The organism is Streptomyces sp. NBC_01334 (assembly GCF_035983595.1).
Taxonomy (GTDB): domain Bacteria; phylum Actinomycetota; class Actinomycetes; order Streptomycetales; family Streptomycetaceae; genus Streptomyces; species Streptomyces coriariae.
This window is the reverse complement of record NZ_CP130718.1, coordinates 1,379,990-1,401,912: the sequence shown is the minus strand read 5'-3', so window position 1 is coordinate 1,401,912 and position 21,923 is coordinate 1,379,990. Positions and strand designations below refer to the sequence as shown.

Annotated in this window: 16 protein-coding genes; 8 read left to right on the top strand and 8 right to left on the bottom strand. The window is 72.2% G+C overall.

Translation table 11 applies throughout. The features are described from left to right. The first annotated feature begins 94 nt into the window (after nucleotides 1–94). Entirely contained in the window at nucleotides 95–2,467 is a 2,373-nt protein-coding gene (locus OG736_RS06400; RefSeq protein WP_442817006.1) for a hypothetical protein, read from the top strand. 5 nt (nucleotides 2,468–2,472) lie between these two features. Here OG736_RS06400 and OG736_RS06395 read toward each other — a convergent pair whose 3' ends face one another. The 4 genes from OG736_RS06395 to OG736_RS06380 all read right to left on the bottom strand — a co-directional run bounded on the left by OG736_RS06395 (nucleotide 2,473) and on the right by OG736_RS06380 (nucleotide 7,111). Then, nucleotides 2,473–4,920: a right-handed parallel beta-helix repeat-containing protein gene (locus OG736_RS06395; protein ID WP_327181555.1), complete on the bottom strand. Its 2,448-nt coding sequence runs from the start codon at nucleotides 4,918–4,920 to the stop codon at nucleotides 2,473–2,475. Between the two features lie 107 nt (nucleotides 4,921–5,027). After that, nucleotides 5,028–5,633 (bottom strand): Rv1733c family protein, encoded by a 606-nt coding sequence (locus OG736_RS06390; protein WP_327181554.1) that lies wholly within the window; start codon nucleotides 5,631–5,633, stop codon nucleotides 5,028–5,030. A 182-nt stretch (nucleotides 5,634–5,815) separates the two neighbouring features. Next, nucleotides 5,816–6,640, bottom strand: a complete 825-nt coding sequence (locus OG736_RS06385; RefSeq protein ID WP_327181553.1) for an MOSC domain-containing protein — start codon at nucleotides 6,638–6,640, stop codon at nucleotides 5,816–5,818. Nucleotides 6,641–6,679: 39 nt separating this feature from the next. Next, the gene (locus OG736_RS06380) at nucleotides 6,680–7,111 is read right to left on the bottom strand and encodes a DUF6643 family protein (RefSeq protein WP_327181552.1); all 432 of its coding nucleotides are present in this window, start codon (nucleotides 7,109–7,111) and stop codon (nucleotides 6,680–6,682) included. 299 nt (nucleotides 7,112–7,410) lie between these two features. Here OG736_RS06380 and OG736_RS06375 point away from each other — a divergent pair, with 299 nt between their 5' ends. Beyond that, a complete protein-coding gene (locus tag OG736_RS06375; RefSeq protein ID WP_327187538.1) occupies nucleotides 7,411–8,718 on the top strand; it encodes a TerD family protein in 1,308 nt (435 codons plus the stop codon). Between the two features lie 52 nt (nucleotides 8,719–8,770). Here OG736_RS06375 and OG736_RS06370 read toward each other — a convergent pair whose 3' ends face one another. Next, nucleotides 8,771–9,964: a glycosyltransferase gene (locus OG736_RS06370; protein WP_327187537.1), complete on the bottom strand. Its 1,194-nt coding sequence runs from the start codon at nucleotides 9,962–9,964 to the stop codon at nucleotides 8,771–8,773. A gap of 39 nt (nucleotides 9,965–10,003) precedes the next feature. On the opposite strand from OG736_RS06370, the gene OG736_RS06365 reads away from it, so the two are divergent. Beyond that, entirely contained in the window at nucleotides 10,004–10,789 is a 786-nt protein-coding gene (locus OG736_RS06365) for a glutamate racemase (protein ID WP_327181551.1), read from the top strand. Between the two features lie 105 nt (nucleotides 10,790–10,894). Then, complete coding sequence (locus OG736_RS06360) at nucleotides 10,895–11,470, top strand: hypothetical protein (protein ID WP_057605310.1); 576 nt, start codon at nucleotides 10,895–10,897, stop codon at nucleotides 11,468–11,470. 25 nt (nucleotides 11,471–11,495) lie between these two features. On the opposite strand, the gene OG736_RS06355 is transcribed toward OG736_RS06360, so the two are convergent. Further along, entirely contained in the window at nucleotides 11,496–12,515 is a 1,020-nt protein-coding gene (locus OG736_RS06355; protein WP_327181550.1) for an O-antigen ligase family protein, read from the bottom strand. A gap of 278 nt (nucleotides 12,516–12,793) precedes the next feature. Here OG736_RS06355 and lnt point away from each other — a divergent pair, with 278 nt between their 5' ends. The 4 genes from lnt to OG736_RS06335 all read left to right on the top strand — a co-directional run bounded on the left by lnt (nucleotide 12,794) and on the right by OG736_RS06335 (nucleotide 17,783). Next, nucleotides 12,794–14,404: an apolipoprotein N-acyltransferase gene (gene lnt / locus OG736_RS06350; protein WP_327181549.1), complete on the top strand. Its 1,611-nt coding sequence runs from the start codon at nucleotides 12,794–12,796 to the stop codon at nucleotides 14,402–14,404. 27 nt (nucleotides 14,405–14,431) lie between these two features. After that, a complete protein-coding gene (locus tag OG736_RS06345; RefSeq protein WP_327181548.1) occupies nucleotides 14,432–14,911 on the top strand; it encodes an NUDIX hydrolase in 480 nt (159 codons plus the stop codon). Nucleotides 14,912–14,965: 54 nt separating this feature from the next. Further along, complete coding sequence (locus OG736_RS06340) at nucleotides 14,966–15,769, top strand: 3-hydroxybutyrate dehydrogenase (protein WP_327181547.1); 804 nt, start codon at nucleotides 14,966–14,968, stop codon at nucleotides 15,767–15,769. Between the two features lie 85 nt (nucleotides 15,770–15,854). Further along, the gene (locus OG736_RS06335; protein ID WP_327181546.1) at nucleotides 15,855–17,783 is read left to right on the top strand and encodes a helix-turn-helix domain-containing protein; all 1,929 of its coding nucleotides are present in this window, start codon (nucleotides 15,855–15,857) and stop codon (nucleotides 17,781–17,783) included. A 63-nt stretch (nucleotides 17,784–17,846) separates the two neighbouring features. Here OG736_RS06335 and OG736_RS06330 read toward each other — a convergent pair whose 3' ends face one another. Further along, entirely contained in the window at nucleotides 17,847–19,271 is a 1,425-nt protein-coding gene (locus OG736_RS06330) for an MFS transporter (RefSeq protein WP_327181545.1), read from the bottom strand. 465 nt (nucleotides 19,272–19,736) lie between these two features. Then, nucleotides 19,737–21,359: a Rieske 2Fe-2S domain-containing protein gene (locus OG736_RS06325; protein WP_327181544.1), complete on the bottom strand. Its 1,623-nt coding sequence runs from the start codon at nucleotides 21,357–21,359 to the stop codon at nucleotides 19,737–19,739. Nucleotides 21,360–21,923 lie beyond the last annotated feature (564 nt).

Below are 21,923 nucleotides of genomic sequence, written 5' to 3'. Positions count from 1 at the left end.
GGGCGTTCCCCACACGCTCCGAGGAGGTTCCGTGACGGAAGGTGTATCAAGCCTTTGAAGTGGCGATCCTTATGTCCGCGCGGACACATGTCGAATGCGTGTCACGGGGGAAGTGCGAACGGTGGAACGTGCCTCAGCGGACAGAACGGCCCTGGAACTCCTGGTCCACGGCGTGGGTGGCGCCACGCCCGAGAAGATGCTCAACGATCCGCGCACGGTGCGGATCACCGGCGACGACACGGCGGCCGTGTTCCGGCGCGCCGACGACGTCACCGCGGACACCGGCCCCGCCGACGACCGCGGCCGCGACGCCCCGGTTCCCGAGGCCTATGTGTGGTCCAACCTCACCTCCGGCAACGGCACCCGTGCCCTGTGGCTTCTGCTGCTGCCGTTCATGGTCGTCAACCTCGCCCACTGGATGCGCCCCGCGGCACGGGAGGGCGTCCGCGCGGTGCGGCTGTACGGGCTGCTCGTGCGGCTCGCGGCGCTGAGCCTGACGGTGCTGCTCGTCGCCGCGGCCTGCGAGGTCGCCCTCGACCTGACCGCCTGGCAGTGCGCGGGCACGACCGCGTGCGCCGAGCGTCACTCCTGGCTGGGCTTCCTCTCCCCGGCGGTCTCCGACGGCGGCTGGTGGAGCCTGCCGGGCCGTCGGCTCGCCCTCGCGGCCCTGGTCCCGACCGCCCTCGTCGGTCTCCTGTGGTACCTGTCCCACCGCACCTGGCGGGCGTACGAGTCCCAGGAGCCCCTCGACCGCGCCTCCGAACCCGAGAACGGCCCCGCTCACACCGCACTCGGCCGGCCCGGCTTCTGGTACGGGCGCCGGCTGGTGGCCCGCCTGCGCGCGGCACACACCGCGGCGGGACTGCTGACGGTGGCCGCGGCCGTGGGGACGGCGGCCGTGCGCCAGGACCGCCGACCCGGCGGCCCCGCCCTCCTCGACTGGCTCGGCCGGTTGCTGGAGGCGTCCCTGGTGGCGGGCGCGCTCGCCACGGTGTGGGTGGTGTGCCGCCGGGGCCGCAGCGAGCACCGCCTCGACCGGCGCATCGACGCCCACCTAGTCCACCGGCTGCCCCTGGCCGCCCTCGTCCTGCTCGCCCTCACCCTGGTGTACGCCGGGTGGCAGCGCCCGGGCTGGCACTCCGAGGGCCGGCTTCCCGGCGACGCGACCTTCGGCGGTCTCGCCCTCGCCCAGGGTGCCCTGGTGATCACCCTCGCGGTCGTCGCCCGCGCCCTGCACCACTGTCCACAGGAGCGCTCCGCACCGGCGGACCCGGAGGGAGCCACTGCCGTCGAGCGGGTTCAGCTCGTCCAGCAGGAGCGCTGCGCCCTGCGCGGGCTCGGCGGGCCCGCTGTCGCGATGCTGGCCTGTGCGCTCGGCGGAGTGATGTCCGGCGGGGTGTCGCAGCGAGTGTCGGACTGGCTGGACGGCACCGGGACCTTCCTCGACGGCCCGCCCGTGCTCCTGACCTGGCAGGCGTCCGTCATCCCCGTGCTGCTCGTCGTCCTGCTGGCGCTGTGCGCACTGCTCGGGCGCCAGACCTGGCGGCTCACCCGGGCCGAGCAGGACGCGGTGGGCCGCGAGTACGGGGTCGGACCCGGCGACCCGGCCCGTACCCGGCGCATCGCCCGCGCCCGCGCGATGGCCACGCTCACCGACCGTGGCCCGCTCCTCGTCGCCGTCGTCTCCACCGCGACGCTGCTCCTGGGCGCGGGCGCGCTCCTCGGCGCCTTCGGCACCGGGAAGACCCCGGTCCGCGCCACGGACGGCGCCCAGGCCTTCGTCCAGGGCGCCGCCCAGACCGCTCAGGCCATGGGCTCCTGGCTCATAGGGCTCGGCTTCGTCCTCTTCGTCACCTGGGGCCGACGCGCCTACAAGGACGCCTCCGCGCGGCGCACGATCGGCATCCTCTGGGACGTCGGCACCTTCTGGCCGCGCGCCGCGCACCCCTTCGCCCCGCCCTGCTACGCGGAGCGCGCGGTCCCCGACCTGACCTGGCGGATGGCCAGTTGGACGCGCGCCACGGGCGGACGCCTGGTGATCTCCGGTCACTCCCAGGGCAGCGTCCTCGCGGCCGCCGCGGCCTGGCAGCTGAGGCCCTCCGACCGTAAGCGGGTCGCCCTGCTCACCTACGGCTCCCCGATCGAGCGACTCTACGGCCGCTGGTTCCCGGCTCACTTCGGGCCGGCCGCGCTCGCCGCCCTGCACGAGGACATCGCCTGCTGGCGCAACCTGTACCGGCTCACCGACCCCATCGGCGGCCCCGTCCGGCTGTCCGGCGACGACTGCGGCCCCCAGGTGGACCGCGAGCCCCTCGCGGACCCGCTGGCGTACGGCCGCACCGAGGAACACCCGCTGCCCGCCCCCGTACTGGGCCACTCCGACTACCAGGCCGACCCGGCGTTCGTGGACGAACGCGAGATGCTGCTGGGACGGCTGCGACCGGAGCTGCCCCAGCAGCGCACCTGAGCGGATCAGGGCAGCTCGGGCAGGTCCTCCGCGTACAGCAAGGTCAGGTCGTCCGTGCTCGGCTCGGCCACCTGGGCGACCCGGCCGGCGTGCCGCTCCACCATCGCCTCGAACGTCTGGCGCGCGGTACGCCCGTTGCCGAAGGCGGGTCCCTTGGGGAGCTCCGTGAAGTATTTCAACAGGGCGTCCGCGGTGCCCGGAGCGAGCCGGTACTCGTGCTCCTCGGCCTGCTGTTCCACGATCCGGAGCAGCTCTTCGGGACCGTAGTCACCGAAGGTGATGGTCCGTGAGAAGCGGGACGCCACACCGGGGTTGACCGACAGGAAGCGCTCCATCTCCGCCGTGTAGCCCGCCACGATCACCACCACGGAGTCCCGTTGGTCCTCCATCAGCTTCACCAGGGTGTCGATGGCCTCCTTGCCGAAGTCGCGGCCCGCGTCCTCGGGCGACAGCGCGTACGCCTCGTCGATGAACAGCACGCCACCGTGCGCCCGTTGGAAGGCCTCCTGGGTGCGGATCGCCGTCGAGCCGATGTGCTCGCCGACCAGGTCCACGCGGGACACCTCGACGAGATGGCCCTTCTCCAGCACGTCCAGGGAGGCGAGGATCTCGCCGTAGAGGCGGGCGACGGTGGTCTTGCCGGTGCCGGGGGAGCCGGTGAAGACCAGATGGCGCTTGACGGACGCCGCCTTGAGCCCGGCCTGCTGACGGCGCCGCCCCACCTCGATCATGTCGATGAGGGCCCGCACCTCGCGTTTGACGCTCTCCAGGCCCACCAGCGTGTCCAACTCGCCGAGCACGTCCTTCGAGGTCCGCACCGACGTCTCCGGCTCGCCGGCGGCCCGCTGCGGCTCCGGCGCGGTGACCCGCTGCTCGGGGACCACACCCAGCAGACCCGGCGACTGGGCGGTCGTCTGTGCGACCGTCGCCGCCGCCGCCACGGCCCCGGGTGTCCGCACGCCCGCGCTCTCGTCGCTGGTGCAGTCCTCGACCAGGGGACCGGAGCCCGAGCCCGCGTCGCCCCCGGCGTCGGCGAACTCGTAACCACCGCGCGCGCAGCGCTCCGTACGGCACTTGCGCAGCGTCGTACGACTGCCGTCTATCACGTGGAAGCCGTAGCCGCCGCTGTTCGTCACCCGGCAGTTCAGGAAGGTGCCGCGGCCACCGGCCGACACATAGAACCCGGCCTCGGCGGGGGAGTCGACGGTGCAGCGCTCGACGGTGGGGTCGGCGCCCTTGGTGACGATCACGCCGGTCTGGGTGCTGTCCACGGTGCAGTTGTTGAGGGTGCCGCCGCTGCCGTGGTCGCGGAACCACGCGCCGGTCGCCGCGTCCCGGATCCGGCAGTCGTCGAGCTGGGCGGTCGCCCCGTCGCTCACCGACACGGCCGTGTTGCGCACCTGGGACAGGTCGCTGTCCACGACGTCCGCGCGGGAGCCCCGGTCGAGGACGAACAGCGCGTCGGGCACGTCGTGCACCCGGCAGGAGTCGAGGACCGCGGTGGCGCCGTCGCTGACCCAGACGGCCGGGTAGTCGCCGGTGCTGTCGAAGATCTCGCACTGGTTGGCGTCCACGCGCGTGCCCGGGTCCCACACCGACAGTCCGTTGCGGCCGAACTGACGCACCGTCGTGCGGGTCAGTGTCAGTACCGAACGGGAGCGCAGGTCGACCGCGTTCTCCGGGATGTCGTGGATACGGCAGTCGGCCAGGGTGAGCACGGCGTCCGTGTCGAGCGTGACGCCGTCGGAGGTGGTGCGGTGCACATCGCAGTCGGTGAGGTGCGCGGTGGCCCGTGCGGTGATCTGGACACCGCTGCCCCTGACCTCGTAGACCTCGCAGCCCACCGCCTCCAGAGAGGAGTTGTCGCCGGTCGCGCTCAGGCCCGCGCCCGACGTGTGGTGCACCCGGCAGCGCTCCAGCCGGGGGTGGGCCCCGCCGCGCACCGAGACGCCGGCCTGACCCGCCGCGACGACCTCGCACTCCTCGAAGACACCACCGCCGCCGTCGACCACGGCGATGCCGATGCCCGCCGGGTTGTCGACGGTGCACCGGCGCACCGTCGGGCGGGCACTGCCCCGCACCTCGATGCCCGCCGCCGACCGCGTGACGATCCGTACGTCCAGCAGCTCCGGCGTGCCGTCCTCGACGAGCACCGCGGGCGCGGCCGCGTCCTGGCCCTCCACATGCAGGTCCTGTACCACCGCCGAGGCGCGCACGGTCAACGGCACCCCGTCCAGGGGCGCGAGGCGCACGGAACCGGGGGAGCCCTCGGGGCCGCGCAGCGTGACGGACCGCTCCACGACAAGGTTCTCCCGATAGGTTCCGGGAGCGATGGTGAGCACGTCACCCTCGGCCGCGGCCTCCAGGGCGGCGGCGAGCGATGCGTACTCACCCGTGCGGCGCCGCCACCTCGATGTGCCGGTGTGCGTCACCTGGACCGTGCCCTGTGCCATGGCGTTGATGTGCCCCCACCTCGTGATACGCGGGTTGATGCCGAATGGTTCGGCCGGACCACCGTAGCGTGCGCGCGGGTGGTGGGTTGACCAGAGACGGAAGGCCGTCAGCTGCCGGTGCCGGTGCGGCCCCAGTCCGGGCCCGCGCGGTCCCAGGCCTGGTCCCAACGGGCGTACCGGCGACGGACCAGGCGCCAGACGATCAGCCGGCGAACGCCCTCGACGGCGCCCGCGGTGAGCAGGGCCGCGCCGAAGCCGGCCAGCACGGCGTGCGTCGTCGCCGTGGCGGAGTCCAGCGGGCGGGCCACCAGCGCGCCGTGCCCGTCCGTCCATATCTCGAAGTGGTCGCCGCCGTGCGGGGTCTTGAGGCCCGCCAGGACCGTGCCGTGCCGTGCCGTGCCGTCAGGCGCCGTCCAGTCCGCGACGACCCGGGTGCGGGCCTCCCGGCCGGTGGCCGTCTCCGGGTCCACCTCCAGCGGCGAACCGTCCACCTTGCGCACCACGGTGGCCGTGACCTCGTGGCGGGACTGCCGCTGCTCGTGGACCGACCGCTGGAGGACGTCCTGCGCCACGGCGCCGACGAGGGAACCCACCACGGGCGCGACGAGGAGGATCAGCAACAAGGCCGACAAGGCCACCCACGCCTCGACCAGATCCGTCGTACGACGCAGTGGGTTGTGTCGCCAGCGCCAGATTCCGCCGATCGCTCGCACCGCCCGCACCCCCTTCCCGCTCCGTGATAACCCCCGTTGGAGCCGTTCACGTGCGAGCCCGGGGAAAGAGAGAGCGAAATCACCAGAGCCCGGGACCTCTCATGAACTTCTCACGCAATCCCAACGCTCCGGAGGCGGGCGGGGGTTCCCACGGATCGCCCGGCCTCCGACCCCGGCCGGAACTATGCGATGACGCGCACCGGATCACCGACTCTGATCGTGCCGTGACCGAGAGGCACCAGGTTCTGTCCGAAGATCAGCTTGCCGCCGAGGCGCCGATGCCGGCCCAGGGTGTGGAGGGGCTCCTTGCCGCGTGTCGCGGTGCCCTGGTCGGTGGTGGTCACGACGCAGCGGCCGCACGGCTTGGCGACCCGGAACTCGACCTCGCCGACGACGAGGCGCGACCAGCCGTCCTCCGCCCACGGATCGGTGCCCGCCAGGACCAGGTTCGGCCGGAAACGGTTCATCGGCAACGGGCCCTCCTCGGCGTGCTCGCCCTGGGCGATCAGCGAGTTGAGGGCGTCCAGGGACGCGGTCGTGGCGGCCAGCAGCGGATATCCGTCGGCGAAGGTGACGGTCTCGCCGGGCCGCGCGTACCCGGGGTCCACCGGCCGACGGGTCGCGGGGTCGTCCATGTGCACCAGCCGCACGTCGGCGCCGAGGTGGGCGCTGCACCAGGCGTGCGCGGTGTCGTCGGCGAGGACCCCCTCCACCTTGTCACGGAAGATCTCCATCGACACCGTGCCCACCGGCTCGGGCACCGGCACGGTCAGCGGCTCCAGACCGGGCGCGGACAGACGCACGCCGCCGCCGGGCAGAAGCTCGGCGGCGGCCAGCGCGAGGCGCGGCTGCTGACGTTGTGTGACGACCTTTCCCCCGTCGTCGATCAGCGCCCAGCGTCGGTCCCCGGCCAGCCCCCAGGGCTCCACGACGGCCTCCCGGGGTGCCTGACCCCGGAACGCCTTGACCGGATGGACGTGAATCGACAGCAGCTGCACATGCCCCATGGGGCCATCCTGCCAGGTGGCACCGACGACCCCGTGGGCTCAGTAGCCCCGGTACTGCTGGTTGTACGGGTCCTGGTACTGGGGCGTGGCGGGCCGGGGAGCGGCCGGGCGCATGGCGTCGTAGCCCGTGCCGGGGCCGGCCGGACGCGGCTGCTGCTGCGCCTGGGGTCCGGGGTAGCCGCGCGGCGCGCCGGCCTGCGGCGGGATGTACGCCGCCGGAGCCTGCTGCAACGGCGCGGGCTGCTGCGCCTGCGGGTAGCCGTAGCCGTAGGACTGCGAGGGGCCCGCCGGGAGTGCGGGCAGCGCCGACGGCAACGCGGGCAGGTTGCTGCTGCCCATGTCGTACGCGGCGGGGACCCGGATCGGGGCGATCTGCGGGGTGCCCCGCTCGGCCACGAGCGAGTCGTAGATCGGGGTGTCCGGGAAGGAGGCGTAGTAGCCGCCGCCATAGGTGGAGCGGGGGGAGGTCATGGCACATAAGTTAAGCCCACGATGTGCTGGTTGGGGAGACCGATAAGAGGGTTGATTTCCGTGTCCGCAGTGACCTCGGGCCCCCAATGCGAGCGAACTTGGGAAAAAAGGACGGCACGCGTCCTTCCGATCGTGTAAAGGCCGAGTTCCGAGCGGGTTACCGGCGGTTGGTCAGGGCTGATCCTGCGCTCCCGATGGGAGTTCCCCGTCGCGCGCAATAGGTTGGCCGGAAAGACAACCCGAGGGGTGCCGAGGCGTGCGGCCCGGTGCACTGACACGCGATGGGGGCGTACATGTCAATGTCGAAGGGGTCCAATGCTCCGGTGCCGACCACGGCGCTGCGGGTCGAACTGGGCTGGCGCTCGGGAACGGGCGTTCCGGACGCGGACGCGTCGGCACTGCTGCTGGTCGGCGGAAAGGTCCGTTCCGACGCGGACTTCGTCTTCTACAACCAGCCGGCCCACTCCTCCGGAGCTGTCCGCCACGAGGGCAAGCGCGACGCCGGGGGCCGGGTGACCGACAGCCTGCTCGTCGACCTCGCGCGCGTGGAGCCCGCGATCGAGACCATCGTCCTGGCGGCCTCGACGGACGGCGGCTCGTTCGGCCGTGTGCCGGACCTCTACATCGAGGTACGGGACGCGGCGCAGGGCACCGTCGTGGCACGGTTCGACAGTGCAGGCGCGACGGTGGAGACGGCCTTCGTGCTGGGGGAGTTCTACCGCCGCCAGGGCGCCTGGAAGTTCCGGGCCGTCGGCCAGGGTTACGACAGCGGTCTCGAAGGCCTGGCCACCGACTTCGGGATCACCGTGGACGAGCCGCAGCAGGCGGCCGCCCCGGCCCCGCCGACCCGTCAGGTTCCTCCCCCGCCGCCTTCCCAGCAGCCGACCATGCCCGCCTTCCCGGCCACGATGCCCCCGCCCGTCCACCAGGCCCCGCCGCCTCCGCCGCCGGCACCGCCCGTCGCACCGGTCCGGCTGACCAAGGTGACGCTGACCAAGGCCGCCCCGTCGGTGTCCCTGAGCAAGCAGGGCGGCACCTCGGGCGCCCTGCGGGTGAACCTGAACTGGGAGGTGCGCAAGCAGTTCTCGGGGTGGGGGAGCAAGCGCGGCCGCGCGGTCGCCATGCACAACGACCTCGACCTCGACCTCTGCGCCCTGTTCGAGCTCGCCGACGGCCGCAAGGGCGTGGTCCAGGCCCTCGGCAACGCCTTCGGAGCCCTGCACCAACCGCCGTACATCCACCTCGACGGCGACGACCGCACCGGCGCCCTGGCGAGCGGTGAGAACCTCACCGTGAACCTCGACCACAAGAACGACTTCCGGCGCATCCTCGTCTTCGTGACCGTCTACGAGGGCGCCCGTTCCTTCGCCGACCTGCACGCCACCGTCACGCTGCAACCGCAGTTCGGCGCCGCGATCGACTTCTCCCTCGACGAGTGCACGGTCCCCTCGACCGTGTGCGCGCTCGCGCTGATCACCAACAACGGGGGCGACCTCGTCGTCCAGCGCGAGGCCCGCTACCTGGTGCCCGAGCGCGGGGTGAGCCCACAGCGGACCGTCGACTACGCCTACGGGTGGGGCATGAACTGGACGCCGGGCCGCAAATAGAGGCCGGCCCGTGGTCGGGCGCCCCTGTTCACAGGGGCCCCTGTACGACGGCTCAGCCCTCGTCCGCGACGGCGTCCGGACGGGCGTAGGTGCGGCCTTTCCAGGCCGCACCGCGTCCCCGGTAGTGCTGGACCGCGGAGTCGACCGTCATCAGCAGATAGAGGAACGCGGTGAACGGCAGCAGGGGAGCGAGCCACAGCGGCTGACGGTAGTAGCGCAGCATCGGGACGTACGTCCCCGCCATCACCAGCCACGCCAGACCACCGAACACAGCGGTGGCCGCACTGCCTGCGGCGAGCCCGCCGAGCAGGGCGAGCGGAGGCACCAGGTACACCAGCGCCAGGCCGAGCACCGTGCCGGTCAGCAGGAGCGGACTGTGCCGCAGCTGCGCGTAAGCGCTGCGCGAGACCATCCGCCACAGATCGTGCAGCCTCGGGTACGGCCGCACGCTGTCCACGCGGTCGGCCAGCCCCAGCCAGACGTGACCGCCCGCGCCCTTCACGGCCCGCGCGAGCGCCACGTCGTCGATGACGGCGTGCCGGATGGCGTCCGGGATCCGCGCCCGCTCGGCCGCGTCGGTGCGCAGCAGGACGCAGCCGCCCGCGGCGGCCGCCGTCCGTGCCCCGCGTCGGCCGATCCGCCGGAAGGGGTAGAGCTGCGCGAAGAAGTAGACGAAGGCGGGGACCACCAGCCGCTCCCACAGGCTCTCCACCCGCAGCCGTGCCATCTGGGAGACGACGTCGAACCCTCCGGTGCGGGCCGCCGCCACCAGCTCCCGCAGGCTGTCGGGCCCGTGCGCGATGTCGGCATCCGTGAGAAGGAGGTACTCGGGCTCACGCGCGCGTGCCAGGCCGATGCCGTGCCGCACCGCCCACAGCTTCCCGGTCCAGCCCGCGGGAGGCTCGCCCGGCGAGGCCACGGTCAGCGGGAGCCCGCCCCGCTGCCGGGCGAGCGTGCGCGCCAGCTCCCCCGTGCCGTCGGAGCTGCCGTCGTCGACGAGGAAGACCTCCGCCCGCCCCGGGTAGTCCTGCGCGAGCAGAGAGGGCAGGCTCGCGGGCAGCACCGCCGCCTCGTCGCGCGCGGGGACGACGACGCAGACGGACGGCCACTCCCGTGGCTCCTTCCGGGCCGGCAGCCTGACGTCCGTGCGCCAGAAGAAGCCCTGACAGAGCAACAGCCACAGCCAGGCGGCCAGAGTCACGGCGGCGATCCACACGATGGCGCTCACGCGCGCAGTCTGCCCCACGCCACCGGGCCGCAAGAGCACATCGTCTATGGTGGCCGGGTGAAGATCGCGCTCATGGACTCCGGAATCGGCCTGCTGGCGGCCACCGTCGCGGTACGGCGCCTGCGACCCGATGCCGATCTCGTGCTCTCCCTCGACCCCGACGGCATGCCCTGGGGGCCGCGCACCTCACAGGACCTCACCGAGCGTGCCGTGGCCGTCGCCGAGGCCGCCGCCGCGCACCGGCCCGAGGCCCTCATCGTCGGCTGCAACACGGCGACCGTGCACGCCCTGCCCGCGCTGCGGTCCCTCCTCGAACCCGGCATCCCGGTGATCGGCACCGTCCCGGCGATCAAGCCGGCCGCGGCCGGCGGCGGCCCCGTCGCGATCTGGGCCACGCCCGCCACCACCGGCAGCCCCTATCAGCGCAACCTCATCCGGGACTTCGCCGGGGGCGTCACGGTCGCCGAGGTGCCCTGCTGGGGACTGGCGGAGGCGGTCGAGCACGCGGACGAGGCGGCGATCGACGCCGCGGTCGCCGCGGCCGCCGCGCTCACCCCCGAGGAAGTAACGACCGTCGTCCTGGGCTGCACCCATTACGAACTGGTCGCCGACCGCATCCGTGCGGCCGTGCAGCACCCCGACCGGCCGCCGCTCGTGCTGCACGGCTCGGCCGGCGCCGTGGCCGCGCAGGCACTGCGCCGCATCGGCGCGCGCCCCGCACCCGAGGCGGCGGCGCTCGGCACCGTGACGGTTCTCCTCAGCGGCCGTCCCGGCGCTCTCCCGGCGCCCGCCCTGGCCTATGCGGAAGGCCGACTGCTGGAGGCCGTCAGCTCCGCCCGGTGACCGACGGGCCCGGACCGGCCCCTCGGGGCCGCCCGCCGCCCGGGCGGAGCAGCCACCCTGCGCTACGTGCTAGCGGCGCAGCGAAACCTGAGTAACCTCATGAATATGAGGGACCACCCCCACGACGAGAGCATCCCGCTTCCCGACGTCCCGCATGCAGACGCCCCGCATCCCGACGTCTGGACCGGACGCGCCACCAACCGGTTCCAGTGGGTGCTGGCGCTCGTCGGCGCCGCCTGCATGGCGCTCGGCGTCGAGCTCGCCGTCGAATCCGCGTGGACGTCCGGCATCGCCCCGCTCGCCATGTCCGTCGTCGGCTGTATCGCCGCCGGGTTGCTGGTTCTCTTCGGCACCCTCGCCTTCGTCCACGTCGACCTGAAGCTCGACCAGGAGTCGCTCGAAGTGCGCTGCGGCCACATAGGGCTGCCTCGTCGGCGGATCCCGCTGGCCCATGTCGCGGGGGCCGACTTCGTACCGCTCGTCACTCCGCGGCACTGGGGCGGCTGGGGCTATCGCTGGCGGCCGGAGAAGGGCACGGCCGTCGTGGTCCGCCGTGGCGAGGGCGTGCTGCTGCGGCTCTGGGACGGTCACACGTTCACCATCACCGTGGACGACGCGGAGTCGGCGGTGCGTGTCATCAGGGACCGGCTGCGGGCGGGCACCCCGGGCACCACGCCCTGACGCCCGCACCGGGAAGCCACTGAGGTCAGGCGGCCGGGCGGTCGTCGTGGCGCAGGTCCCGGTCGAACTCCGGCCGGATTTCGGGCACCGCGGGTTCCTCGGCGAGCGGCCGGGCCGTGGCCAGTCCGGCCAGCAGCCCGGCACCGACCGACACCGTGGTGAAGCTCAGCGCGTTGCCGATCGCGGCGACGGCGGCCAGAGCCGTGAGCGCGGCACCCGCGGTGAGGACGACCGGGGTGGGGCGCGGCGCCCGCCACAGGGCGAACATCACCCAGCAGAAGGCCGCGGCGAGCAGCAGCACACCGACGACACCCTGCTCCGCCGCCAGTTGCAGCGGCGCCGAGTGCGGCTTGCCGTCGGACAGCGTCGACTGCGCCGCCGTACCGCTCAGCTCCGCGAAGCGCCCGGGGCCCACGCCGAGGACGGCCTCCCGGTGGGCCATGCCCAGGGCGTCGCGCCACAGATCGACCCGGTGCGCAGTCAGCCGGTCCGTCAGAGACTCGGCGAGGCCGCCGGACAGCACGTTCCCGGCGACCGCCCAGATCAGGCCCGTCACCAGGGCGGCGGCCACGGCCAGGGCCGCGAGCCACCGCCCCCGGTGGCGCATCCGGCCGGCCGCAAGGGAGCACAGCAGCACCGCGCAACAGGTCACCACCGCCGTGGTCGAGCCCACGAGGGCCCCGGCGACCGTGATGCCCGCGGCGAGCAGCCACAGCCCGAGCCGCACCACCGGCACGGGGGTCGCCCAGGCGGCGCAGCACGCGGCACCGGCCGACAGGGTCAGCGCCGCGGCGGTGGCGCCTGCGTGACCCAGCGGCGCGACGATCTCGGGGCCCGGAGCGAGCCGAGGCCGGGCCACCGACAGGGTGAGCCCCGCCAGCGCCCCGGCACAGGGCCCGGCGACCGGCAGCAACACTCCGAGGATCCGTCCCGCCGCATAGCCGGCGGCGACCGCCAGTACGGCGAGCAGGACGCCCTCGGGGCGTCCGTCGTGCACGGCGGCGGTGACCAGGGACCAGATGGCGCAGGCCCCGAGCACGGCCACGCCCGCCGCGTCAGAAACGTTTCGTCTGTCCGCGTCCGCGTCGACCGCGGACGTCGTCCCCGTGGCACCCACCCGTCCCCCCGAACCCGGTCGCCCCCCGACCGTGACGGCCCTGAACCGTGACGGACCCCGGCCGCCCGCGCGCGACCTGGGGCACTGGCACACCGTAACGGCTGATGGGCGGTTTGTGGATGAGTTGCGCCGGGTTGTGCGGCAGGCGGAGACCGCCCCACGGACTGCGCTGTCGGCCAAAAGGTCACTCGCCGTACACTCCCGGAGTGACCGTCACCGCAACTTCCGTGGGCCAGCCGGACCAGCTGGAGCCCCAGGCCGCGCGGGCCCCGCGCGGCGCGCGGCTCCTGCGCCTCGTCCCGGCCGCCGCAGCCGCGCTCTCCGGAGTGCTGCTCTACGTCAGTTTCCCGCCGCGCACCCTGTGGTGGCTGGCGCTGCCGGCCTTCGCCGTCCTGGGCTGGGTGCTGCGCGGGCGCAGCTGGAAGGCGGCCTTCGGTCTCGGCTACCTCTTCGGGCTGGGTTTCCTGCTGCCGCTCCTGGTGTGGACCGGCGTCGAGGTCGGCCCCGGGCCCTGGCTCGCCCTGGTGGTCATCGAGGCGGTCTTCGTCGCGCTGGTGGGCGTGGGCGTGGCGGCCGTGTCGAAGCTGCCGGCCTGGCCGCTGTGGGCGGCGGCGCTCTGGATCGCCGGTGAGGCGGCACGCGCGCGCGTGCCCTTCCGCGGCTTCCCCTGGGGCAAGATCGCCTTCGGTCAGGCGGACGGCGTCTTCCTGCCCCTCGCCGCGCTCGGCGGCACCCCGGTACTGGGCTTCGCCGTCGTCCTGTGCGGTTTCGGCCTGTACGAGGTCGTGCGCCTCGTAATGGAGCGGCGGCGCTCGGGTGAGGTGCGGCGGTCGGCGGCCGCCCTGGCCCTGCTCAGCGTGGCCGTCCCGGTCGTCGGCGCCGTGGCCGCCCGCTCGCTGGTCAGCGACAAGGCGGAGGACGGCACCGCGACGGTCGCCGTCATCCAGGGCAACGTCCCCCGGCTCGGTCTGGAGTTCAACGCCCAGCGCCGGGCCGTCCTCGACTACCACGCGCGCGAGACGGAGCGCCTGGCCGCCGAGGTCAAGGCGGGCAAGATTGCCCAGCCCGACTTCGTCCTGTGGCCGGAGAACTCCTCCGACATCGACCCCTTCGCCTACGCCGACGCCGCCGCGGTCATCGACAAGGCGGCCAAGGCGATCAACGCGCCCATCTCGGTCGGCGGCGTGGTCGAGCGGGACGGCAAGCTCTACAACGAGCAGATCCTGTGGGACCCGGTGAAGGGGCCCACCCAGACGTACGACAAGCGGCAGGTCCAGCCGTTCGGCGAGTACCTCCCGCTGCGCTCGTTCATCGGGGCCATCAACGAGAACTGGACCTCCATGGTCGGCCAGGACTTCAGCCGGGGCAGCAAGCCGGGTGTGTTCGACATGGACGGGACCGAGGTCGGCCTCGCCACCTGCTACGAGGCGGCCTTCGACTGGGCCGTGCGCGACACGGTCACCCACGGCGCCCAGCTGATCTCCGTGCCCAGCAACAACGCCACCTTCGACCGCAGCGAGATGACCTACCAGCAGCTGGCCATGTCACGGGTCCGCGCCGTCGAGCACAGCCGTACCGTCACGGTGCCCGTGACCAGCGGTGTCAGCGCGATCATCATGCCGGACGGGAAGATCACCCAGAAGACCGGCATGTTCGTCGCGGACTCCCTGGTGCAGAAGGTGCCCCTGCGCTCCTCCGAGACGCCGGCGACGAAGCTCGGCATCCTGCCCGAGATCGCCCTGGTGCTCGTCGCCGTGGGCGGCCTGGGATGGGCGATCGGCGCCGGGGTGCGGGCCCGACGGAGCGCCACCGACTGAAACAGGCGCCCCGGATAGGGTCGCCGTATGCCGACTCCTGACTTCATCACCGAGATCCGGGCCTCCGCGGGCCACCAACTGCTCTGGCTCCCCGGCGTCAGCGCTGTCGTCTTCGACGACGAGGGGCGGGTGCTGCTCGGCCAGCGCGCGGACAACCATGAGTGGTGCGTGATCTCGGGCATCCCGGAACCGGGTGAGCAGCCCGCGGACTGCGCGGTGCGGGAGGTGTACGAGGAGGCGGGCGTGCACTGCGTCCCCGAACGCGTCGTCCTGGTTCGTGCCGGCCGACAGGTGAAGTTTCCGAACGGCGACGAATGCCAGTTCATGGACGTCACCTTCCGCTGCCGGGCCGTGGACGGCGAGGCGCGCGTCAACGACGACGAGTCCGTCGAGGTGGGCTGGTTCGCGCTGGACGCGCTGCCGCCGATGCAGGACCGGCAGCTGTTCCGCATCAAGCAGGCGCTCGCCGACGAACCCACGTGGTTCGAGACCACGCCTTCCACGTGAAGTATGGGCGGTGACCACATGGGGCGGTGACCCGGCTCTGCCTAGGCTCGTCGCATGACTTCGCCCCAGGTCGCCGCCCCCGGTCCCGCCACCCCCTCGCTCGACCTCGGTGGCCGCACCGCCCTCGTCACCGGCGCGGCCGGCGGCATCGGACGGGCCTGCGCGCTGCGGCTCGCGGCCGCCGGGGCCAAGGTCCGCGCCGTCGACCGGGACGCGGCAGGACTGGAGACACTCGCCGGGAGCACGGCCGGTCTGCCCGGCTCGGTCGAACCGTACGTCCTGGACCTCACCGACCTGGACGCCGCCGAACTCGCGGCCGCCGGGACCGACGTCCTTATCAACAACGCCGGGCTGCAACGGGTGGCCCCTCTGGAGGAGTTCCCGCCGGACGTCTTCCACACGGTGCTCACCGTGATGCTGGAGGCACCGTTCCGGCTCATCCGCGGCGCCCTGCCCCACATGTACGGGCAGGGCTGGGGCCGCATCGTCAACGTGTCCTCCGTGCACGGACTGCGCGCCTCCGCCTACAAGTCGGCGTACGTCGCCGCCAAACACGGACTCGAGGGCCTCTCCAAGACCGCCGCCCTCGAAGGTGCCCCCCACGGTGTGACCTCCAACTGTGTCAACCCCGCCTATGTGCGCACCCCGCTCGTGCAGCGGCAGCTCGCCGACCAGGCGCGGACGCACGGCGTCCCCGAAGAACGCGTGCTGGCCGACGTGCTGCTGCGGGACAGCGCCGTCAAACGGCTCATCGAACCGGAGGAGGTCGCCGAGGCCGTGGCGTACCTGTGCGGCCCACAGGCGTCCTTCGTGACGGGTACCTCGCTGGTCCTCGACGGCGGCTGGACCGCGCACTGAGCGCACCGAGCACCCTGCCCGCCCGCGCCGGCGGAGTTGTCCACAGGGCTGACGGGGCAGCCCGGCGATGAGGAATCCTGTGAGCATGTCCCGCGATCACCTGAAGGGCGCCACGGCAGCCCTCGGTCCCACCTACGACGCCGACGCGCCGTTCCTCGAGCTGCTCGCCCGGGGTGCGGCCGCCGAGGCGTACGACCGGCCCGTGCTGCTCGCCCGCGCCGAGGGCGGGTCCGGCGAGCGGATCGCGGCACTCGAACACGCCAAACTGCTCGCGCTGCGGGTCCGCTCCGAGCTGGAGGGCCGACGCCGACGGGAGGCCGAGCTGTCCGCCCTCTTCGAGACGGCCCACGACCTCGCGGGCCCACGCGACGTGGACGCCGTACTCCAGGCGATCGTGCAACGGGCCCGCTCGCTGCTCGGCACCGACATCGCCTACCTCAGCCTGCACGACCCCGCCAGGGGCGACACGTACATGCGGGTCACCGAGGGTTCGGTCGCCGCCCGCTTCCAGCAGCTGCGCCTCGGAATGGGAGAGGGGCTCGGCGGCCTGGTCGCCCAGACGGCCCGTCCCTACGTCACCGACGACTACTTCCGCGACGACCGCTTCCGGCACACGACGACCATCGACGCGGGCGTACGCGACGAGGGGCTGGTCGCGATCCTCGGAGTCCCGCTGATGCTCGGACCCCACGTCATCGGGGTGCTGTTCGCCGCCGACCGGCGCGCCCGGGTCTTCGAGCGGGAGCAGATCGCCCTGCTCGGATCCTTCGCCGCGCTCGCCGCGGCCGCCATCGACACCGCCAACCTGCTCACCGAGACGCGCTCGGCCCTGGCCGGCCTGGAGCACGCCAACGAGATCATCCGGGACCGCAGCGCGGTCATCGAGCGCGCCTCCGACGTCCACGACCGGCTGGCCGAACTCGTCCTGCGCGGCGGCGGGGTCCACGACGTGGCCGCCGCGGTCTCCCAAGTGCTCGACGGCACCGTGGAGTTCCTGGAGACGGCACCGGCCGCCGCCGTGGAGGCCTCCCGCGCGGAAGGCCACGCCGTACGCCACGAGCACGACTGGGTCGCGGCGGTCGCGGCCGGCGGGGAACTGCTCGGTGCCCTGGTGCTGCGCGGCCACCCGGGCCTCGACCCGGTCGACCAGCGCACCCTGGAGCGGGCCGCGATGGTCACCTCCCTGCTGCTCCTGGCCAGACGCTCGGCCGCCGAGGCCGAACAGCGCGTGCGCGGCGAGCTCCTCGACGACCTGCTCGAAGCCCGCGACCGTGACCCGCGTCTGCTGCGCGAGCGCGCCACCCGGCTGCACGCCGACCTCGACGCGACCCATGTCGTGCTCGCGGCCCGCCTCGACGCCGCCGCGCCCGACGCCGACCAGGAGGCGGCCGCGCGCCGCCGCCTGTGGTCCGCCGCCTCCCACCTCGCCGCCACCCGGCACGGCCTGGCCGCCGCCCGCGACGGCGGCACCGTCCTGTTGCTGCCGCTCGAACACGGCGACACCGCGACGGAGTTGGCCCGCCGTACCGCGCTGCACCTCGGCACGGCCGTGCACGAAGCGGTCACCGTCGGCGCGTCCGCCCCGGTGCGGGGCCTCGCCGCCGACCCGGACACGGTGGTCGCCGCGTACGCGGAGGGCCGCCGCTGTCTCGACGCCCTGCGGCTGCTGGGCCGCTCCGGCGACGGGGCGGCCGCGGAGGACTTCGGCTTCCTGGGGCTGCTCCTCGCCGGCGACCGGGATGTGGCGGGATTCGTGGAGCGCACCATAGGCCGCGTCGTCGCCTATGACGAACGACGGGGCACCGACCTGCTGCGCACCCTCGACGCGTACTTCGCGTCGGGCATGAGCCCGGCCCGCACCAAGGACGAACTCCACGTCCACGTCAACACGGTGGCCCAGCGACTCGAACGCGTCGGCCGCCTCCTGGGCGACGACTGGCAGAGCCCGGCGCGCGCACTGGAGATCCAACTGGCCCTTAGACTGCACCGGTTGGCGAACCCGGCACCGCGCTGAGCGGCCCCCGTACGCGCGCGGACGGCGTACGGAGGCGGCTGAGCGGCGGCCACGGGGACGGGATCAGACGGCGCGCGCGTCCGTCGCCGGGGTCTGCGGGTGCTCCGCGCCCACGCCGGGATCGCCGTCGGTCAGGTCGCCGTCGGTCAGGTCGCCGTCGGTCAGGTCACGGTGACGGGTCTCCTTGGCGACTCCCACGGCGACGACCGTCAACAGGGCCGCGGCGATGACGTAGAGGGCGATCGGGGTGGAGCTGTCGTAGTCGGCCAGCAGCGCGGTGGCGATCAGCGGCGCCGGCGCCCCCGCCGCGACCGAGGCGAACTGGGCGCCGATGGAAGCGCCGGAGTAGCGCATCCGGGTCGCGAACATCTCGGAGAAGAAGGCGGCCTGGGGCGCGTACATCGCCCCGTGCAGTACCAGACCCACCGTCACGGCGAGGACGAGACTGCCGAAGGTGCCGGTGTCGACGAGCGAGAAGAACGGGAACATCCAGAGCCCGATCCCGACTGCGCCCAGCAGATACACCGGCCGTCGCCCGACCCGGTCGGACAGCGCACCCCAGGCCGGGATCACCGCGAAGTGGACGGCGGAGGCGATGAGTACGGCGTTGAGCGCGGTCTGCTTGGAGACACCGGCCGAGGTGGTCGCGTACACGAGGATGAACGCGGTGATGACGTAGTAGGAGATGTTCTCCGCCATCCGCGCGCCCATCGCGACCAGCACGTCACGCCAGTGGTGTCGCAGCACCGACACCAGCGGCAGCTGTTCCGCCTCCGCCGACCGCACCGCCTTGCGGGCCTCGGCCTGCGCCAACGCCTGCCGGAAGACAGGGGATTCATCGACAGACAGACGTATCCACAAACCGACGACCACCAGCACCCCGGAGAGCAGGAAGGGGATCCGCCAGCCCCAGGAGGCGAAGGCGGCGTCCGAGAGCACGGCCGTGAGCAGGGACAGCACACCGGTCGCGAGCAATTGCCCTGCGGGGGCACCCGTCTGCGGCCACGAGGCCCAGAAACCGCGCCGCCGTGCGTCCCCGTGCTCGGACACCAGCAGAACGGCTCCGCCCCACTCACCGCCGAGCGCGAAACCCTGGACCAGCCGCAGCACGGTCAGCAGCACCGGGGCGGCGCTCCCGACGGTCGCATGCGTCGGCAGCAGCCCGATCGCGAAGGTCGCCCCGCCCATCAGCAGCAGGCTCAGCACCAGCAGCTTCTTGCGTCCGAGCCGGTCCCCGTAATGCCCGAAGACCAGAGCGCCGAGCGGCCGCGCGGCGAAACCGACGGCGTAGGTCAGGAACGACAGGAGCGTGCCGACGAGCGGGTCGGAGCCCGGAAAGAACAGCTTGTTGAAGACAAGAGCGGCGGCCGAGCCGTAGAGGAAGAAGTCGTACCACTCGATGGTGGTGCCGATGAGACTGGCGGCGACGATGCGCTTGAGGCTGGCCGGGGTTCCCGAGGATGGCGGAGCGGTCGCGGGGGAGGACATCGGTACCACTTCCAAGCGGTTGACGGGGACGTTCGGTGTCGCCATACCGTAGGAATCCGCAGGTCAGGGGCACATGTGGTGGGACACCATAGTTCGAGGGTTGGCTATGCGTGCGGCCACCATGCCGACTCACGGAGAGGTGGTCCAGGGGCTCGAAGGTGGTCGAAACGAGTGCCGTCCGGGGCGCGCAGTTAGGGGCGATTCGACGGTGTGGTGCTGACTCCCGTGCCGGTTTGGCGAGCGTGCGGTGCGGCGTGGCCGGCTGAGCCGGGGTGGGGGAGGTCGAGGGTGGTGGGGTCCGTGGTCGCGGCGGGCTGCGGCGACCACGGACCCCAGTCCCAGGCCGTCTCGCCGACGACGGTGCGGCGCGGGCGACGGGCCTCGGCGGTTCCACGGACCAGCAGTAGACCGGAGTGGAAGGCCGCCGTCCTCGTGATCCTGCCGGGTGCCGTCAGCTCGCGGGAATCACGCTGGAGGACCGTCCGACCCGCCGTCCGCGTCGACCGTCGCGATGCGCGGGTAGGCGGAATCGGATTCGTCTCCGTCGCGCAGGGGCCTGGTCTCCAGTTTGCGGTCGTCGCTGGTCAGACAGTGACCGCTCGCCAGATCGAACTCCCAGCCGTGAAGCTGACACGTGAGCACGCCGTCATGCACCGTTCCGAAACGCACCAGGTCGGCGTTCAGATGCGGGCAGTATCGCTGCACGACGAGGTCCCCGGCTCGGGCGTAGTCCTGGACTCCTCTGGACGCCGCGTAGTAGCCCTCGACGTAGGCCATCCTCTCGACGGAGAGGGACTTGAAGAACGTGTAGACGTACTCGTTGTACGGCCCCGTGCGGGAGGCGTCGAAGCGGCAGGAGAGGAAGAGCTGGTTCACCCAGTCCTGCTCGCGGCTGCGTACCAGTTCCTCGATGAGGGGCCGGGCGGCGCGGAACCGGTAGCGGCACTCCTGGCCGGATTCCGCTGTGACCCGGCGGCTCAGGAAGTCGAAGACGATCCGCTCCTCGGGGCCCTCGTCGACGGCGGCCACTTCGAGCAGTACGCGGCCATTGACTCCCGCGCACATGTGGTCGGCTGATCCGATGAGCGGCTGTACCCACTCCTTCAACTGACCGAGGAGGTCGGATCGGTCCTGCGGCAGGGCGGCAAGGATCCCGTCGATGACCGGCTTGACCTTTTGTCCGTAGGACATGAGGTAGGTGTGCCGGTCCAGGATGCTGCTGATCTCGTCGTGGGGTATCTGCTCCACGACGCACTCGGAGTCCGGGGTCAGTTCGACCGTGGTGCCGGTGAGGAAGAGGTGCGCGTTGTCCTGGTTCTGTTTGTGGAGAAATTCCAGGAAGGAGAACTGGTCGGGAAAGACGTTCGTCTCGTCCCGGTCCAGATCGTTCAGATGAAAGAGGTCCTCGTCGAGGAAGCACGGCGGTCCGGCGAATGGGAAGACGTGTGCGGCCTTGTATTGGCCGATGTACTTGAGTGCGCGCTCCATGCCGTTTTGCCGCTTGCGCCGCCCGATCGTGGCCTTCATCCGGTCCGGGAAGTCGTAGACCATGGGGTACCAGATCGCGCCGGAGAACTGCAGGAAGTGTCCCTGCAAGGGACCGAAGTCCTCGATGGGTCCGGACTCGATTGGCCGGGCGTCGTTCTGGTTGAAGATCCGTACCCTGCCGTCATCCACCAGCAGGCCCGAGTCGCCGATCGGCCCATCGGTCGGTGAGGTGAGGGCGTTGATCATGATACGAAGGCTGCCGTCGAGTTCGGTGACCTGATTGTCGCGAGTGTGGACGAAATTCCTGAAGCCCAGGTTCTTCATGGCTTCATACAGGTCCGGGACAGGATAGCCGGGCAGGAGGACTGTCGTCTTCTTGGACATGTGCCGCTTGAGCCAGTCCGGGTCGAAATGGTCACGGTGCAGGTGCGACACATAGAGGTAGTCGGCGTTCGCGAGCGGCTCCGGATCAATTCCTGTGTTATCGGGAAAGGGCACCCAGGAGCCGAAGTAGGCCGGGGTGAACCACGGATCGCAGACGATGCGGCCGGCTGCGGTCTCGAGCAGCAGACCGGCGTGGCCGATCGAGGTGATACGCATGCGAGGAACTCCTTGTGATGGATGTGTCGACTTCTTGGTCGTGTCGGATGGGATCGGTCGGTGGTCAGTGATTCACCGCAACCCGCCGACGGCCGTTCGGCGGACAGATGTGCCGATGCTCCGGCGGACCTCCGCACCGAATGCCGTGTCATGCTCCGACTCGTGCAGGACCGCCTCTGTCAGGGCAGGGAGCTGTGCCGTGTTCACCGTGAGGGCCAGGTCACTGCCCCGCCCTGAGTGATCGGGGCCCGCTGAGCCGGGGGACGGACTGCGCCTGGAGACAGCTCAGGGTGATGACCCCGAGTCCCAGGCCATGCCGCGACAACCCCCGGGTGAGCAGACGGCCGTGCAATAGAGGTCTAGGCGCGGGTAGGCCGCGAGTGGGACCAGGACGAAGGCTGTACGGGCTGCAATGCCGGAGCGGAAGGCCCTGACATCGTTGCCGTCTCGAGTTGGAGCCTTGTCCACGACCGTCGCTGTGGTGTCGGTTTTGCTTCTCACCCGCCCCGAGGCCCGGCACATGCTCGACCGCGGTCAGCGCCCGCTCTCTTGGAAGCGCCAGAC